The 15,487-nt window shown below is 58.0% G+C and carries 17 protein-coding genes; 6 read left to right on the top strand and 11 right to left on the bottom strand.

Going from position 1 to position 15,487, the window contains the following annotated elements; genetic code table 11:
* The 3 genes from ACKLNI_RS03025 to bchF all read right to left on the bottom strand — a co-directional run.
* On the bottom strand, positions 1-666 hold a 666-nt coding region (locus ACKLNI_RS03025), incomplete at its 3' end, for a nitrogenase component 1 (RefSeq protein ID WP_413717528.1).
* On the bottom strand, positions 663-1,964 hold the full coding sequence (locus tag ACKLNI_RS03020; RefSeq protein ID WP_413717526.1) for a ferredoxin:protochlorophyllide reductase (ATP-dependent) subunit N: 1,302 nt from the start codon (positions 1,962-1,964) through the stop codon (positions 663-665). The genes ACKLNI_RS03025 and ACKLNI_RS03020, both read right to left, overlap by 4 nt.
* Positions 1,961-2,449 (bottom strand): 2-vinyl bacteriochlorophyllide hydratase, encoded by a 489-nt coding sequence (bchF, locus tag ACKLNI_RS03015; protein WP_413717525.1) that lies wholly within the window; start codon positions 2,447-2,449, stop codon positions 1,961-1,963. The genes ACKLNI_RS03020 and bchF overlap by 4 nt, the downstream gene beginning before the upstream one ends.
* Before the next feature lie 303 nt (positions 2,450-2,752).
* Here bchF and ACKLNI_RS03010 point away from each other — a divergent pair, with 303 nt between their 5' ends.
* From ACKLNI_RS03010 to idi, 6 genes are all read left to right on the top strand, one after another.
* On the top strand, positions 2,753-3,550 hold the full coding sequence (locus tag ACKLNI_RS03010; RefSeq protein ID WP_413717524.1) for a cobalamin B12-binding domain-containing protein: 798 nt from the start codon (positions 2,753-2,755) through the stop codon (positions 3,548-3,550).
* Positions 3,551-3,633: 83 nt separating this feature from the next.
* Positions 3,634-4,998, top strand: coding sequence for a transcriptional regulator PpsR (ppsR, locus tag ACKLNI_RS03005; protein WP_413717523.1), 1,365 nt, complete (start codon positions 3,634-3,636; stop codon positions 4,996-4,998).
* 65 nt (positions 4,999-5,063) lie between these two features.
* Positions 5,064-5,987 (top strand): chlorophyll synthase ChlG, encoded by a 924-nt coding sequence (gene chlG / locus ACKLNI_RS03000; RefSeq protein ID WP_413717522.1) that lies wholly within the window; start codon positions 5,064-5,066, stop codon positions 5,985-5,987.
* Positions 5,984-7,267 (top strand): BCD family MFS transporter, encoded by a 1,284-nt coding sequence (locus ACKLNI_RS02995; protein WP_413717521.1) that lies wholly within the window; start codon positions 5,984-5,986, stop codon positions 7,265-7,267. The genes chlG and ACKLNI_RS02995 overlap by 4 nt, the downstream gene beginning before the upstream one ends.
* Positions 7,268-7,269: 2 nt before the next feature.
* On the top strand, positions 7,270-8,451 hold the full coding sequence (locus ACKLNI_RS02990; RefSeq protein ID WP_413717520.1) for a geranylgeranyl diphosphate reductase: 1,182 nt from the start codon (positions 7,270-7,272) through the stop codon (positions 8,449-8,451).
* Entirely contained in the window at positions 8,448-8,978 is a 531-nt protein-coding gene (idi, locus tag ACKLNI_RS02985; protein WP_413717519.1) for an isopentenyl-diphosphate delta-isomerase, read from the top strand. Before ACKLNI_RS02990 ends, idi begins: the two co-directional genes overlap by 4 nt.
* A gap of 42 nt (positions 8,979-9,020) precedes the next feature.
* On the opposite strand, the gene dxs is transcribed toward idi, so the two are convergent.
* From dxs to bchZ, 8 genes are all read right to left on the bottom strand, one after another.
* Positions 9,021-10,934, bottom strand: a complete 1,914-nt coding sequence (gene dxs, locus ACKLNI_RS02980; RefSeq protein WP_413717518.1) for a 1-deoxy-D-xylulose-5-phosphate synthase — start codon at positions 10,932-10,934, stop codon at positions 9,021-9,023.
* A gap of 172 nt (positions 10,935-11,106) precedes the next feature.
* Positions 11,107-11,325, bottom strand: coding sequence for an RC-LH1 core complex protein PufX (pufX, locus tag ACKLNI_RS02975; RefSeq protein ID WP_413717517.1), 219 nt, complete (start codon positions 11,323-11,325; stop codon positions 11,107-11,109).
* A 6-nt stretch (positions 11,326-11,331) separates the two neighbouring features.
* Positions 11,332-12,312 (bottom strand): photosynthetic reaction center subunit M, encoded by a 981-nt coding sequence (gene pufM / locus ACKLNI_RS02970; RefSeq protein WP_413717516.1) that lies wholly within the window; start codon positions 12,310-12,312, stop codon positions 11,332-11,334.
* Positions 12,305-13,153, bottom strand: a complete 849-nt coding sequence (gene pufL, locus ACKLNI_RS02965; RefSeq protein WP_413717515.1) for a photosynthetic reaction center subunit L — start codon at positions 13,151-13,153, stop codon at positions 12,305-12,307. Before pufL ends, pufM begins: the two co-directional genes overlap by 8 nt.
* 68 nt (positions 13,154-13,221) lie before the next feature.
* Positions 13,222-13,389, bottom strand: coding sequence for a light-harvesting antenna LH1, alpha subunit (pufA, locus tag ACKLNI_RS02960; RefSeq protein ID WP_413717514.1), 168 nt, complete (start codon positions 13,387-13,389; stop codon positions 13,222-13,224).
* Positions 13,390-13,401: 12 nt separating this feature from the next.
* Entirely contained in the window at positions 13,402-13,560 is a 159-nt protein-coding gene (gene pufB / locus ACKLNI_RS02955; protein WP_413717513.1) for a light-harvesting antenna LH1, beta subunit, read from the bottom strand.
* A gap of 114 nt (positions 13,561-13,674) precedes the next feature.
* Complete coding sequence (gene pufQ / locus ACKLNI_RS02950) at positions 13,675-13,905, bottom strand: cytochrome PufQ (protein ID WP_413717512.1); 231 nt, start codon at positions 13,903-13,905, stop codon at positions 13,675-13,677.
* Positions 13,902-15,374, bottom strand: a complete 1,473-nt coding sequence (gene bchZ / locus ACKLNI_RS02945; RefSeq protein WP_413717511.1) for a chlorophyllide a reductase subunit Z — start codon at positions 15,372-15,374, stop codon at positions 13,902-13,904. Before bchZ ends, pufQ begins: the two co-directional genes overlap by 4 nt.
* Between the last annotated feature and the right edge of the window lie 113 nt (positions 15,375-15,487).

Below are 15,487 nucleotides of genomic sequence, written 5' to 3'. Positions count from 1 at the left end.
CCAGCGGGCAGCCGTTTCTCCGGTCTCGGGATAGAGGAGAACATTGAAGTGGGCTGCGGGGATGCGCTGGATGTCTTCGGGAGAGGCACCCATTGGTGCCACGACGTTCAAATCGACGCCCATGTCATTCAGGAGAGCAGTGACTTCGACGACATCGTCCCGGTGGCGGAAGCCAAGACCGGTCGGACCAAGTAGATTGGCTGTTATGGTCGGGGTTCGATGCTGTTCCCTGGCCAAGTGCCGTACGATTTGGAAGAAGGTTTCGTCCGCGCCGAAGTTTTCCTTGCGCTGATAGGACGGCAATTCGAGCGGAATGACAGGAACAGGCAAGCCCATTGCCTCCGCCAGACCGCCCGGATCGTCCTGGATCAATTCCGCCGTGCATGATGACCCGACGATCATGGCTTGCGGCTGGAACCTTTCGTAGGCTTCGCGGGCGGCTTTGGAGAACAGATTGGCCGTGTCGGAGCCCAGATCGCGGGCCTGGAACGTTGTGTAGGTGACCGGCGGACGGTGGTTCCGCCGTTCGATCATGGTGAAGAGCAAGTCGGCATAGGTGTCGCCTTGGGGTGCATGCAGCACGTAGTGCAGGCCCTTCATCCCGGTGGCGACGCGCATGGCGCCGACATGGGGTGGGCCTTCGTATGTCCAGACTGTCAATTTCATTCCGCGGCCACCAATCTGTTCGGGTGGCTTGCCTGCAGCAGAGCCTTTCGGCGGAGCGGTCGGGCGAAGAGTTCGGCAAGGTCGCCGGCCTGCTCGTAGAAATGAACTGGTGTGAAAACCAGTTCGATGGCCCATTTTGTGGTCAGGCCCTCGGCTTCCAAGGGATTTGCGAGACCAAGTCCGCAAACGGTGATGTCGGCACGAGCCTTGCGTGCGCGGTCCAGTTGTCTTTCGACGTCCTGGCCTTCGGAAATGGTGGTCCGCGGCAATAGATCGAGGTCCGGTCCGGTCAGAGTCTTGTGAAGGAAGGGCGTTCCGACTTCGACGGCTTCCATCCCGCATTCGCGGGTCAGGAAACGAGCCAGGGGGACTTCAAGCTGGCTGTCCGGAAAGAAGAAAATCCTTTTGCCTCGGAGCGTTTCGGCTTGGCGGGCAAGGGCGGCGCGGGCTCGGGCGCGGGGCGCCTCCGTTACTTGTGTCACGTGTTCGTGGGATATGCCGAAGGTTTCTCCGACAGCCTGCAGCCAGAGCGTCGTTCCTTCTTCGCCGAAGGGGAAAGGGGCGGCGATGTGTTTTGCACCTGTCCTGTCGAGTGCGGCGGCCGTGTCACCAAGAAAAGGCTGGCACATTGCATAATAAGTATTGGGGCCAACGGATGGCAGGTCCCCGGCCCGCCTTGACGGAAGGCAGGACACGGCCCGGATGCCCATATCCGCAAGAAGACGCAGCGCTTGATCTTCAACGACGTCGGGCAGGGCGCCAACGAGAAGGAGTTGCCTTTCGTCGGTTGCGGACATCTGAGGAACCAATGCCGCCAGGCAAGCATCCTCGCCTTGGGTAAACGTGGTCTCGATTCCCGAACCCGAGAAATTGAGAACGCGAACATTGGGACCATGAATAGAGTTCAGACGTTCGGCTGCGCGTGCGAGATCAAGCTTGATCACTTCCGATGGGCATGACCCGACCAGGAAGAGTTGTTTGATGTCCGGGCGGCGGGAAAGGAGGCGCTCGACTTCGCGATCAAGCTCCTCGTGCGCATCCGCCATGCCGGCGAGATCCTTCTCCTCGAGAATCGCTGTGCCGAATCGGGGCTCTGCGAAAATCATGACGCCCGCGGCCGATTGCAGGAGATGTGCGCAGGTGCGAGACCCGACGACGAGGAAAAAGGCATCCTGCATCTTGCGGTGGAGCCAGATGATTCCCGTCAATCCGCAGAAGACTTCGTGCTGGCCGCGTTCCTTAAGGACAGGAGCGTCCCGACAGCCACTGTCGGCCTGATATGCTCCGGTGGCCGTCATGCGGTAACGCCGGCTTCGCGCCGGGCGAGTCGGAGTTTTCGGAGAAACTGACCGGCGTTGATCACGTATGCGACATAGGCCGCCAAGGCGATGGTCATGAGTTGTTCTGGCGACCATGTGCCATCGAAAAGAGCCCATATATATAATGTATGAAACGCAATAACGACGAAGCTGAACACGTCCTCCCAGAAGAATGGACGTGCGAAGAGCCACTTTCCGAATACGACCTTTTCCCAGATCGATCCGGTAATCATGATGGCGTAGAGGACGCCGGTTTTGAGTACGATCGAAATCGTGGCGGCCTCATAGCCGCTGCCGGTTGTCAGGTATCTGAGGACCAAGGCAAGCGAAACGATGAACACGAGGAACTGCAAAGGGGCCAAGACTCCCTGAACGATGGTCCATGGTGTCGCGTCTCTGCGGGCTCTCTCCTCTGAAGTATAAATCCGCATTGCAGGCGCTGTCGCAGCTTCCGGACCAGCCATCCGTCGCCTCCCTCGGGCTTGTGTAAGGGAAAGGTACCCGTGAGTTCCCAAAAGTGTCAATCTAAACTTACACTCTATATGTACCGATGACGTGACATCCGAAAGCAGGCTGCAAGACGAAAATTTTCTTGAAATAATTGGCTGATCTACGTGACCTACATGATCGCCTAGGGGGCGATGCGTCTCAGTATGTCAATTCACTTTGACATTTTGTCTGAACGGCGCGACAGTTGAGATAGCGAGCTTTTGAGGAGTCGCGGCCATCATGGCAGCGCGTATCTTACAGCTTGCAAGGACAGGCCTATGACGGACGGCCCAGAATCGCAGCGCAACGTGTCGAGGCTTGTTTCCGACCAGTCGGTCGAGAGCCTTGCAAGCCAGGCGCTAAATCTTTTGGCAAAGAAGCGATTTGCCAGGCCCAGAGTGCTTTCCGGAGATTATTTGCGGCGTCTCAGGAGTGCTGCGATCGATCGCGACTTAGACTCACGGTTCAGTATCGTGAAAGAGATGCGGGCGGCCGGTATTTCTCTGGAGGATATTGCGGATCACTACATTCCCGAGGTTGCCCGTCAACTTGGCGAACAGTGGTGTGAGGACCAGCTGGGTTTCGCGGATGTCACGATTGGGACCGCCAGACTTCAGTCTCTGTTAAGAGACCTTTCTACCGAGTTCCACTACCCGACAGACATGAAGAACGAGTCCGGAATCGCGGTGGTGGTTCTTGCTGACGAATACCACACCTTGGGCGCCATGGTTCTGACGACCCAATTGCGGCGTTTGGGTATTTCCGTCCGCCTGTTGCTTGGCGTTTCCGAAGCGGACGCGTTGCGAGAGTTGCAGCAGGATCGATATGACGCAGTCATGATTTCGGCCTCACATATTGAAAGCCTTGATAAACTCGCAAAATTTGTTGAAAAAATAAGGAAACAGACGAGAAGGAACACGCCGATCGTCATTGGAGGTCCGGTTGTCGGACATTCTCAGGACGTCAAGGCGTTAACAGGTGCAGATGTCGCGACTTCGGACGTTCATGAGGCTATCAGGGCATGCCGGCTGAAAACTTTTCACGCCGGAGTACCCGCAAGTCCGAAGGGTATGTGAGCGATGTGCATCCAGATGTTCAACGGAGGGGATGGCCGGTGACTTCGCGCGGGACAAAATATTGGAGCAGTGGATCGATTCCATTGATCGCTCCTGATGTCCTTGGCGATATCATCTCCAAGGCGTCTGATATTTCTATCGTCATTTCCGAGACCGGGCGAATCCTCAGCGTTCTAGTCAATCCTGATCACCCGTCTTTTGGGTCCCTGGACAGTTGGGAAGGCCGCGATGTCCGCGAAGTACTGACGGTCGAGAGCATTCCCAAGCTTGAAGCTCAACTGGAACGCTTCATGGAAGAAGGGCCGGCGGATCAGGCGATTGAACTGAACCATGCCGGAGATGTCGATCTGGAATTCCCGATCCGATACTCGTTCCATGCCATCGGCCCAGATGGCGTGATCCTGATGCTTGGACGAGATCTGCGCCCGATTGCGGAGATGCAGCAGCATCTGGTCAAGGCGCAGATGGCGCTTGAGAACGATTATGAAGTCCAGCGTGAATATCACACCAGACTTCGGGTCGTCATGGAGGCCGCTCGCGATGCGTTTCTCTTCGTCAATCAGTCCACGGGACGGATCATCGATATAAACACATCTGCCGCCGGATATCTTGGAGCTTCAGTGGAAGATCTGCAGGGATCGATCCTTGCGCACGAGCTCGATGGGCGTCGCCGGGGAGACTTGCTGGCCAATTTCGCCGCGCAGGCTCTGGCCGAGTCCAGCCAGCCGGTTGAGGTCACCGCACGGCGTTCGAAGCGAGCGTTGCGCGTGATGTCCACTGCGTTTCGTGCTGCTGGTGAGCGGATGTTGCTTTGTCGTCTTGCGACCGAGGAGGATAGTGGTTCGGAGGACGAGTTGGCCGAAAACCTCTCGGCGTTCTACCAGGAGGGCGTCGAGGGCATCGTATTTGCCGATGAGAACGGTCTCATACAGACAGCGAACGAGAGTTTCTTGGGTTTTGTCGACGCCTCTCATCTTACACGGCTGAAAAGCCGGTCTTTCGGTGATTTTCTTGCGCGCGGTGCGGTTGATCTCAAGGTTCTGATCGAGAACGCGCGGCGTGTCGGTCAAATGAGGATCTACTCGACCAAGCTTGTTTCCGAGTATGGAAGCCAGCTGCCGGTGGAGGTGTCAGCAACTTGGTTGAATGACAGGGCGCATCCTTCTGTTGTTTTTGTCATTCGCGACGCAAGTCGCGCGGAAGCAATCCGCAAGCCAGGACCTGCGATGTCTGAGGAAGGCGTGGCGAGCGTCATGGAGCTTGTTGGATCGGCATCTCTGAAAGAGATCGTGTCGGACACGACTGACGTTGTCGAGAAGATGTGTATCGAAACCGCGGTTGAACTGACCCGGAATAACAGGGTTGCAGCTGCCGAGATGTTGGGTCTCAGCAGGCAAAGCCTTTATGTCAAACTGCGGAAGTACGGTCTTCTGAACAAAGAAGACTAGGGCAGTTCAACACACACGTCAGACTCTCCTTGCCAGACTCAATGTTGTAGTGTGTAATTTACACTATGACTGTCAGCGAAAATTTACACTCATCTCATATTGGAGGCCGTCGCTGGCCGGAAGCCAAGGGATTGGTACAGCTTTTAAAGCCAATCACATGGTTCCCGCCGATGTGGGCGTATCTGTGCGGGATCGTTTCCGCGGGTGTCTGGCCTGGGGAACGATGGGGTCTTGTCGCATTGGGTGTCATTCTCGCCGGACCGTTGGTTTGTGGAATGAGCCAGGCGGCGAATGACTGGTGCGACAGGCATGTAGACGCAATCAATGAGCCCAATCGACCGATCCCGTCAGGCCGCGTTCCGGCGCCATGGGCCTTGGCAGTTGCAATTGGAATGTCAGTGCTGGCGCTATTCGTGGGCCGCTTGCTTGGCCCGTGGGGTTTTGGGGCGACGGTGGTGGCTGTCTTTGCCGCTTGGGCTTACTCACTGCCGCCGATCCGCCTGAAGCGTTCGGGTTGGTGGGGACCGGGTCTCGTGGGATTGTCCTATGAGACCTTGCCATGGTTCACGGGAGCTGCGGTTTTGAGTCTTGGAGCACCGTCGTTTCCCGTGGTCGTTGTGGCAATCCTGTATGGCATTGGCGCGCATGGCATCATGACGCTGAACGATTTCAAGGCGCTCGAAGGTGACCGAGCAACGGGCGTGCGGTCCTTGCCGGTTGTTGTCGGTCCCGAGGTTGCCGCCAAGATTGCCTGCACGGTAATGGCCTTGCCACAGATGCTGGTCATTGTGCTGCTGTTTATCTGGGGTCGGCCGTTCTTTGCCTTGGCAGTAACGGCAGCACTTCTGCTTCAGTTCGGGGCTATGCGTGTTCTCTTCCGTGACCCGAAGGGCAAGGCGCCTTGGTACAATGCGACCGGTGTATCCCTTTATGTTACCGGCATGATGATCACCGCCTTTGCCATCCGAAATCTGGAGATCGTGCCATGAATTTGGGATGGCTTTCGATTTTCCGTCTTGGCCTTGTCCAAATGGGTCTTGGCGCGATTGTTGTTATGACGACATCCACACTGAATAGGCTGATGGTCGTCGAGCTGGCTTTGCCCGCAGTCCTTCCCGGACTGCTTGTAGCGTTACACTACGGTATCCAGATCACTCGGCCGAACTGGGGCTTCCTGTCGGACCAGGGCGGTCACAGGACAAGATGGATCATTGGCGGCATAGTCATATTGGCAGTGGGAGCCATGCTGGCGGCCGCGGCGATTCCGCTCTTCGAAAGCAGTTTCTGGTTGGGTTTAGCTCTCAGCATTCTGGCCTATGCCCTGATCGGCCTAGGAGCTGGAGCGTCGGGCACTTCGCTTTTGGCTTTGCTTGCAACCGCAACCGCACCGCATCGCCGGCCGGCTGCCGCAACGATCACTTGGCTAATGATGATTTTTGGCATCGCGGTCACGGCGGCGTCGGTCGGGGCATTTCTCGACCCGTACTCTCATGCGCTGCTTCTGCGCATCGTGGGTATTGTCACGAGTGGCGCGGTCCTGATGACAGTGCTTGCTGTTTGGGGAATAGAACGCGGCGTGAAAGCAGGACCGCCGCCGGAGCCAATGCCTTTCCGTGAAGGTCTGGCAGAGATCTGGAGCGAAACAAAGGCAAGGCACTTCACAATCTTCGTGTTCCTGAGCATGAGCGCGTATTTCATGCAGGAGCTTATCCTGGAGCCTTATGCCGGACTCGTCTTCGGCTTCACACCCGGAGAATCCACATCGCTTTCGGGGGCGCAGAACGGCGGCGTCTTCGTTGGCATGCTGATCGTCGGCATCGCAGCAACGGGTTTCCGCTTTGGGTCGCTTCGAAGCTGGGTCGTTGCTGGCTGTCTTGGTTCCGCAGGTGCACTTACCATAATTTCGCTTATCGGACAGCTTTCCATCGCCGGTCTTGTGCCCGCCGTCATGCTTCTTGGTCTATTCAACGGGATGTTCGCGGTGGCTGCCATCGGCTCGATGATGGCCCTTGCGGGCGAAGGCCGCGAGGCGCGTGAAGGTACGCGCATGGGACTTTGGGGTGCAGCCCAGGCGATTGCTGCCGGCTTCGGAGGTTTGTTGGGTGCTGCCGCCGTGGATCTGTTGCGCCAGACGATCGACACACCTCAGGCGTTTGCGTCGGTCTTCATACTTGAGGCGGCGTTGTTCGTGGCGGCAGCGGTGATGGCCTCCAAAATAATTTCAAATCGTGCGTACCAAACAGGTCGCGCAATCATGCCGGGAGAATGAACATGCGCTACGATGTCGTTGTCGTGGGAGGCGGGCCGGCAGGAACGGTTGCGGCGGAAGATCTTGCCAAGGCCGGGCGCAAGGTGGCCTTCATTGACCGGGCGGGACGCATAAAGCCCTGTGGCGGCGCGATTCCACCAAGGTTGATTGCCGATTTCAACATTCCTGACAGCCAGATTGTAGCCCGCATCCAAACGGCGCGGATGATTTCGCCAACGCAAAGGCGTGTCGATATTCCCATCGAAGACGGATTCGTTGGGATGGTCGACCGCGAGCATTTTGACGAATTCCTTCGGGAGCGGGCGAATAAGGCCGGCGCGGATCGCGTTACCGGGACTTTCCTTCGCATCGAGCGCAGTGAAGGCGGGCCGACCGTAGTGTATCGCGAGAAGGCAACTGGTCAGGAAGCTCGATTGGACACGCGTCTGATAATCGGGGCGGATGGCGCCCGGTCCGATGTCGCCCGTGCCGAGGTGCCGGGAGGCGACAAGATTCCTTACGTGATCGCATATCACGAGATTATCAAGGCACCGGACAAGGTTGGCGACTATGATCCGATGAGATGCGATGTCATCTACAACGGAGCAATTTCACCGGACTTCTACGGTTGGGTCTTCCCTCACGGCGCAAGCGCCAGTGTTGGTATGGGAACTGGCGTTGACGGAGTGGATTTGAAGAAGGCGACCTCTGACCTTCGGATCGCCAGTGGCCTTGCCGAGTGCGAGACGATACGGCGTGAAGGCGCACCGATTCCGCTGCAGCCTCTGGATCGCTGGGATAATGGCCACGATGTGGTGCTGGCCGGCGATGCAGCGGGTGTCGTTGCGCCCTCTTCTGGCGAGGGAATCTACTATGCGATGGCGGGTGGCCGTGTGGCCGCAACCGCGGCACAGGCCGCCTTGGCATCTGGCCGCGCTAAGGATCTGCAGCTCGCCCGCAAACTGTTCATGAAGGAGCACAAAACGGTCTTTCGTGCGCTGCGAGCCATGCAGGATGCCTATTACAAGTCGGATGAGCGCAGGGAACGCTTTGTTTCGCTGTGTCATGATGTCGACGTGCAAAGACTGACCTTCGAGGCCTATATGAACAAGAGGCTGGTCAAGAAACGTCCTTTGGCGCATCTCAAGATCGGCATCAAGAATATCGCGCACCTGGCAAGGTTGGTTCCGGAGACCTATGCATGACTGACATGATCCCCGCCTGGGTCGACGGTGTCCTGATACCGGTAGAAAAACTTGAGGCCCACAAGAAGGGCCTGCGGCACAAGGCGGTCAGTGTCTTCATCATCGATGGCTCAAGAACCCTGATCCAGAAAAGAGCAGCGACGAAGTATCATTCGCCGGGCCTTTGGGCGAATACGTGCTGCACGCACCCTCTTTGGGGAGAGGACTCGGCCTCATGCGCTTTGCGGCGACTGAATGAGGAGCTGGGGATTTCCGGTCTTTCGGTTACGCATCGCGATACCGTGGAATATCGTGCCGATGTCGGAAACGGTCTGATTGAGCATGAGCTGGTCGATATTTTTGTTGCGGACAAGACCCCTGATATGAAGATCGCGCTGAATCCCAGTGAGGTAGAAGCCGTCGAATGGGTCGATCTATATGAGTTGGCCGCACTGACAGCTCGCAAGCCAAACCGATATTCGGCTTGGCTGAAAATCTATTTGGCCGAGCACATGGACCGGATTTTTGCCGGTCTGATGAAGGCTTAGAACTCTCTGAAACGCCGGATCAGGCAGGGATGGAAGGCCATCTCAGGCCCTGATCTGTCCGAATTCCCCATGTATTGCGCCCAAGGCTTCCAGCGAGGTGGCCACGATGTCTTTTGCCGTGAGGCCAGCGTCTGCATACATGTCCGCCGGCGATGCCTGGTCAATGAATCGGTCCGGTAGTGTCATCGTGCGGATACGCAGACCACGATCGAACGCGCCCCTCGCAGCCAGATGGTGCAGGACATGCGCACCGAAGCCGCCCTGAGCCCCCTGCTCGACTGTGATCAGCGCTGCGTGGTTCTTGGCCAATTGCTCGATCAGATTCTTGTCCAAAGGTTTGGCAAACCGGGCATCGGCCACGGTTACGGAAATTCCGCGGGCCCGCAATTCCTCTGCTGCAGCCCGGCACTCGGCCAAATGCGCTCCGAATGAAAGAAACGCTACGGTATCTCCCTCTTCCAAGATCCGGCCCTTCCCTATTTCCAGAGTTTCGCGGCTTTCGGGCATCTCGACGCCGACGCCCTCTCCTCTGGGATAACGGAATGCAATCGGGCCTCCGTCATAGTCGGCAGCGGTGCATACCATGCGTACGAGGTCTGCCTCGTCCGCCGCGGCCATCACAACGAAATTCGGAAGGTTAGCCAGATAGGCGACATCGAAGGCGCCCGCATGTGTGGCGCCGTCGGCACCAACCAGTCCGGCGCGGTCAATTGCGAAACGGACCGGCAGATTTTGAAGCGCAACATCGTGCACCACCTGATCATAGCCACGCTGAAGGAAGGTCGAGTAGATCGCGCAAAATGGCTTTAGGCCACCCGCCGCCATGCCGGCGGCGAAGGTGACGCCATGCTGCTCGGCAATACCAACGTCGAAAACCCTTGCCGGAAACCGGTCGGCCATGATGTTCAGCCCGGTTCCGGACGGCATTGCGGCGGTGACTGCGACTATCGAGGAATCCCTTGCGGCCTCCTGGGTCAGTGTCTGGCCAAATACCTTGGTATAGGCGGGTGCATTGCTGATGCCCTTTTTTTGCTCGCCGCTGATGACATCGAATTTTGCGACTCCATGGTACTTGTCCGCGGATTTCTCCGCTGGAGCGTATCCCTTGCCTTTGACTGTACAACAGTGAATCAGGATCGGGCCATCGGCGCGGGTCCGCGCGGCCCGGAGGACCGGAAGGAGTTGCGACATGTCGTGCCCATCGATCGGGCCGATGTAGGTGAAGCCCAGTTCCTCGAACAATGTCCCCTGGCCACCCGGCAAACCGGTGACCAGTTGCCGCGCGCGCCGAGCTCCGTCGCGGAGCGGTCCGGGCAGCGCAGCTTCGAAACCTTCTGCCATCTTGTGGAAGGGTGTATTTGCATAAAGCCCGGACAGATAGGTCGACATTGCACCGACGGGCGGCGCAATGGACATCTCGTTGTCGTTCAGGATGACGAACAGTCGCCTTTTTTCGTGACCCGCATTGTTCATCGCCTCGTAGGCCATTCCAGCGCTGATCGAACCATCGCCGATGACAGCAATCGCATCTCCTGTGGACTGACCCATGTCCCGCGCCGTAGCAAATCCAAGGGCAGCCGAAATCGACGTCGACGAATGGGCGGCGCCGAACGGATCGAACTCACTCTCGGAGCGCTTCGTAAACCCGGAAAGCCCGTCCTTCTGACGCAGCGTACGAATCCGATCGCGGCGACCGGTGAGAACTTTGTGCGGGTAGCATTGATGGCCTACATCCCACACAAGTTTGTCATGTGGAGTATTGAACACGGCATGTATGGCTACAGCAAGTTCGACAACACCGAGCGAGGATCCGAGGTGTCCGCCAGTCTCGGACACCGCCGAAATCACCTCTGCCCTGACTTCATCAGCGAGCGATTTCAGTTCGGCATCGGACAACACCTTGAGGTCTGCCGATCCTGCTACGCGATCGAGAAAAGGTGTATTCGGGCGGCTCATGGCGTAACCTCGCAGTTCATGCTATAAAAAAGGCGTCGCGAGGGTGATGGCCCAAGCGACGCCAGTTCCCTGTAGCCAACAGGAAGGGAACCGGGGTGTGGAGGCCCCGAATATCGGACGTGGCTAAACGCCCGAATTCGTAGAAAAGGCGGCGCTTATGCACCGCCTTTTCCTATGTGAGCGCCGTTGCGATTGCCGTTCCGGTCTCCAAGGCCGCGAAGGGATCTTCCGGCAGGATGTTCGAGATGGCAATCAGGGCGAAGATGAAAAGGATGACCCCGAAGAAGACGAGCATGGCATAGATTGCCCCCATCGCCATCTGAGAGAAAATCCACATCCTGAGCGACGGTTTGCTGTCGTCCAGATACCAGTGAGGATCTTTGTCAGACATATCGCTTTACTCCTGTGGCGGAAGGTAGGGTGTGAAGTCTTCGCTGGTGAGCGCGGGAACATAGTTTGCCTCGGCGCCATAACCATGCTCTTGCGCCCAAACGAACCAGTTATCGACGACGGTGCCCGTCAGAAGAATTCCGATACCTCCCGTAAGGGTACAAAGAACGGCGAACCACCAGGCCCAACGGTGAATGCCCTCCATCGTGGCGTTGAACCCCATGGTCCAACGCCAGAACAGACCGGCTCTTTCCGACGCAGTGCCACGGTCATAGATCTGCTCCAGTTCGCGGTCACCGCCAAGGCGGGAAACCGCAAGAATGGTCGCTCCATGCATCGCGAAGAGCAGGGTCGAGCCATAAAGGAACGCGATCGAGAGCGCGTGGAACGGATTATAGAACAGGTTACCGTAGGTCAGCGAAAACAGGTTGGTCCAGTCGAGGTGCGGGAAGATGCCATATGGTACCGCCTCCGACCACGATCCCATCAGAATTGGGCGGATGAGACCCAGCACAAGGAACAGCCAGATCGCCGAAGCGAAGGCCCAGCATACGTGCTTTCCCATGCCCAACTGGTCGGCCAGGACATAGGACCGGATCCACCAGCTGATCACGCTGATAAGGAGAAAGAAGGAAGAGATCAGCCATAGGCCTCCTTCCCAGAGAGGTGCGAAGCCAAGGCCGTATTCGGGTCCGGGCGGTTCGAGCGCCATGTAAAACAGGTCGCGGAAAAAAACGCCCGGGCTGAAACCGGCCTGAACCCAGAAGCTGATGCCGACCATGAAGAACCAGAGACTTCCTGACAACAGGGACAAGACCCCCCATGGACCAAGATAGACCGGCCCCAGCTGCGCGTTTCCCAGCCACCCGAAGAGCGGGCTGAAACTTGTGCCATTGGTGCGATCGCCAAGGTCTACATCCTCGACCATACCCATCTCGGGAGGACCCTGGACCTGAACCTGACTGAAGATGTTGTAATACTCAGCCATTGACGCCTCCCTCAAGGTCAGCCCACCAGGGCAGTTCGATGTACCAATCCCACCAGACGATCCACTGGTCGAACCAGATGGTGCCAGAAATCACGATGCAGACCGCGCTCCAGAATCCTGCATTCAGGGCCAGGAGCAGACCGAGGCGGTGAATGCCGAGGGGTCCGATCGAGTAGCCGATGAAATCGCGGAAGAACGTGTCTTCATGCTCGGGCAGCCGCGCCGAGTGGCCCTTGGCAGGGTTTGCAGCCGACAAGATCAGCGAACCGTGCAAGGCGAGTGCGAGCGTTGTCGTGAAGAACAACGACACGGCCAGCATGTGCGCAGGGTTGTAGTGGAAGTTTCCGTAGAGATATCCGGTGTAACTGACCCAATCGAGATGCGACCAGATACCGTATGGGAATGCGTGTCCCCAGGCGCCCATGAGTACAGGGCGGATCACAACGAGGGTCGTATAGGCGAAGATGGCGAAACCGAAGGCAATCGGTATATGGAAACCGATGCCGAGTTTGCGGCATATTTCGACTTCGCGGAGCGCCCAGCTGATGAATGCCCCGTGTGCGCAGATTGTTATGACCTGCCAAAGGCCGCCTTCTGCCAGAGGAGCCGCGCCCAGCCCATAGCTGATGGGCGGCGGGTTCACCGAAATCAGCCAGGGGTTCCACGTGCCCTGAAGGGCCGCAGAATAGAAAATCAGGATTGTGCCAAGAGCGGCGAAGAAGACCGTCGTGACACCGAAGAAGCCGACAAAGAAAGGTCCGACCCAGAAATCGAACATCTCGCCGCCGACAAGCGTGCCTCCTGGCACGCGATACTTCCGTTCGAAACTGAGCAAAGCCATTTTGCTTCTCCGTATTCTTTGGATTGTCGCGGGCGACCGCGCCGCCCGCGACTTTTCTTACGCAACGATCAGCCGTCCGACGCTTCAGCCGCGAATGCGCGCTGAAACCAGTTGGTGTTCGGATTGCTGAGCAGGACGAGGTGAATCATCGCTGCCAGCAGAAACAGGAAGACACCCTGAGCCACGAACACGCGACGGGGATCGAAGATCAGCCAGATCTTGTAGAACTTTGACATCTCTTCTCTTCCTTAGTTCCAGTTGAACCAGGGCAGCCAAATGTACGTGAGGATGTGGGCCACCAGCGCAATGCCGACAAAGACCCACAGACCGCTCATGTACACAGAATGGAGCTCCTGCGCCTGATCGTCAGTGAGACCTGTGAAAGACAGGTCGGTTCTATCAGCCATTAAATCCTCCGGATCTCAGACTGACGCCGCGTCCCCCGCGGCCGGGTTCCGTTGGGGTTCACCCCCTCGGGTATCTGCCTGCCTTACGGCCGACAAATTCGGTCAAACCGCTGTTCAGGCGGCAAAAATCATGGGCGTTATGATCCGAGCCTGACTCCAGGCACGGGCCATCGGGCCCTTTTGTTTCAACGAGCCGGAGCGAACGACGCTCAAAGCCCAGGTCAGTGTCGCCAGCGGCAGGGTGGCCGCGAAAATGATGGCGAAATAGACCGCGAACTCAGTGGTCGGCTTCTTGGCCGGCCGCGCTTCGACGGACATCGGCAGGTCGATGGTGTGGTCGCTCATGTGCGTCCTCCCTCAGTGAAATTCAGACCGCTCAAAGCCTCGACCGTTTCGCGAACGACGCGCTCGGCGCCGGCTTCGAGCGCCGCTTTCTCGGCGGCGTCGCGAAGGGTCTTGGCTGCGGAAATTCGGGTCAGTACCGGATGCTCGGCCACGATCCGGTCGAGCGCCGCCTGGGCGTCTTCATCCCAGGGGAAATCGCGGCGGAGCCTGGTCGGCGTGGCCTTGGCGCTGTCCATTTCGGAGCCAAGCGGCAGGATGTGGAACAGCGCGTCGAAGAGACCATTGCAGATCTCCTGAACAAGGTAAGTCGCCCCGGCGTAGCCCATGAAGGGCGTGCCGGTAGCACGCCGGATCGCAGCGCCGGGAAAGCTGGCAGGAATGAAGGACGGGCGCGGACCATGACCTGCAATCCCCTCTGCCATATACATTTTTTCGTTGATAGACCCCAAGACGACCAAAGGACGCTTTTGCTGAATCAGCGCGCGTACTTCGTCATTGTTGGTCTTCTTGCCTGCGCAACGCGCGACTGCGAAGGCGCATGGAAAACCGAGATCGTCCTCCAGGAAGAGCCGTATGCCACGGGCATAAGTCTCGTTCGCAACGATGCCGAACGACGCGGTCGCGAAGAAATCCTGCGTGACCGAGCGCCAGAGATCCCAGACCGGCTTGATCGTCGAATGCTTTTCACGCTCGATGAACGGTTCCGGATCGAGACCCAGAAGCTCGCCCAGTTTGCGGAGGAACAGGGTTGTCGATCCAATTCCGATCGGCGCCTGAAGGTAGGGTTTGCCCAGAACTTCGCAAAGGCCCCGACCGAATTCACGGTACATGCAAATATTTACGTCCGAGTTAACCAGGTTCCGCATCTCGGCGAGATGCGCACCCAGCGGCATGACCATGTTCACTTCGGCGCCGATGCCTTCGACGAGACGGCGAATTTCGTGCAGGTCACTTGGCATGTTGAACACGCCGTACATCGGGCCAAGAATGTTGACCCTCGGCCGCGCGCCGTCTTCCCGCTTCTTCTCGGGCGGCATGCGGCCCTTGGTCATTCCGAACTCGGTGAAGATCCATGTCATCGCGCGATCGGCGGCTTCCCACTGATCCTCGTCGATGGTGCGCGGTAAAAAGCGTTGAATATTCGTGCCTTGGGGCGTGACACCCCCGCCGATCATCTCGGCGATCGAGCCGGTCACCACGACCGCTGGAAGCGCCGGGTCCAACGCGCCCCATGCCCGCTTCATCGCACCTTCGGTTCCGTCCCGGCCCAGCTCTTCTTCACCAAGGCCCGTGACCACGATCGGAAGTTCGTGAGGCGGCAGGGCGTCGGTGTAATGCAGGACGGAAGTGACCGGCAGGTTTTCGCATCCGACGGGACCGTCGATGACGACCTGCAGACCTTTCACGGCGGTAAATGCGTAGACCGCCCCCCAGTAGCCCCCTGCCCTGTCATGGTCCTGGATCAGCATGGAGAAATCTCCATCCGAAGCCCTGAAAACAAGGGGCGGCACTGCGTATGCAAAGCGTCGGCAGAGCGTATGGCAAAGTGTATGGCACTTCGACCGTGCGGTGAGTTTACCCG

Origin of the sequence: Silicimonas lutimaris (assembly GCF_047314965.1) — a bacterium.
Classification (GTDB): domain Bacteria; phylum Pseudomonadota; class Alphaproteobacteria; order Rhodobacterales; family Rhodobacteraceae; genus JAVJUV01.
The sequence above is the reverse complement of the archived record's forward strand: the minus strand, read 5'-3'. Positions and strand labels throughout refer to the sequence as shown.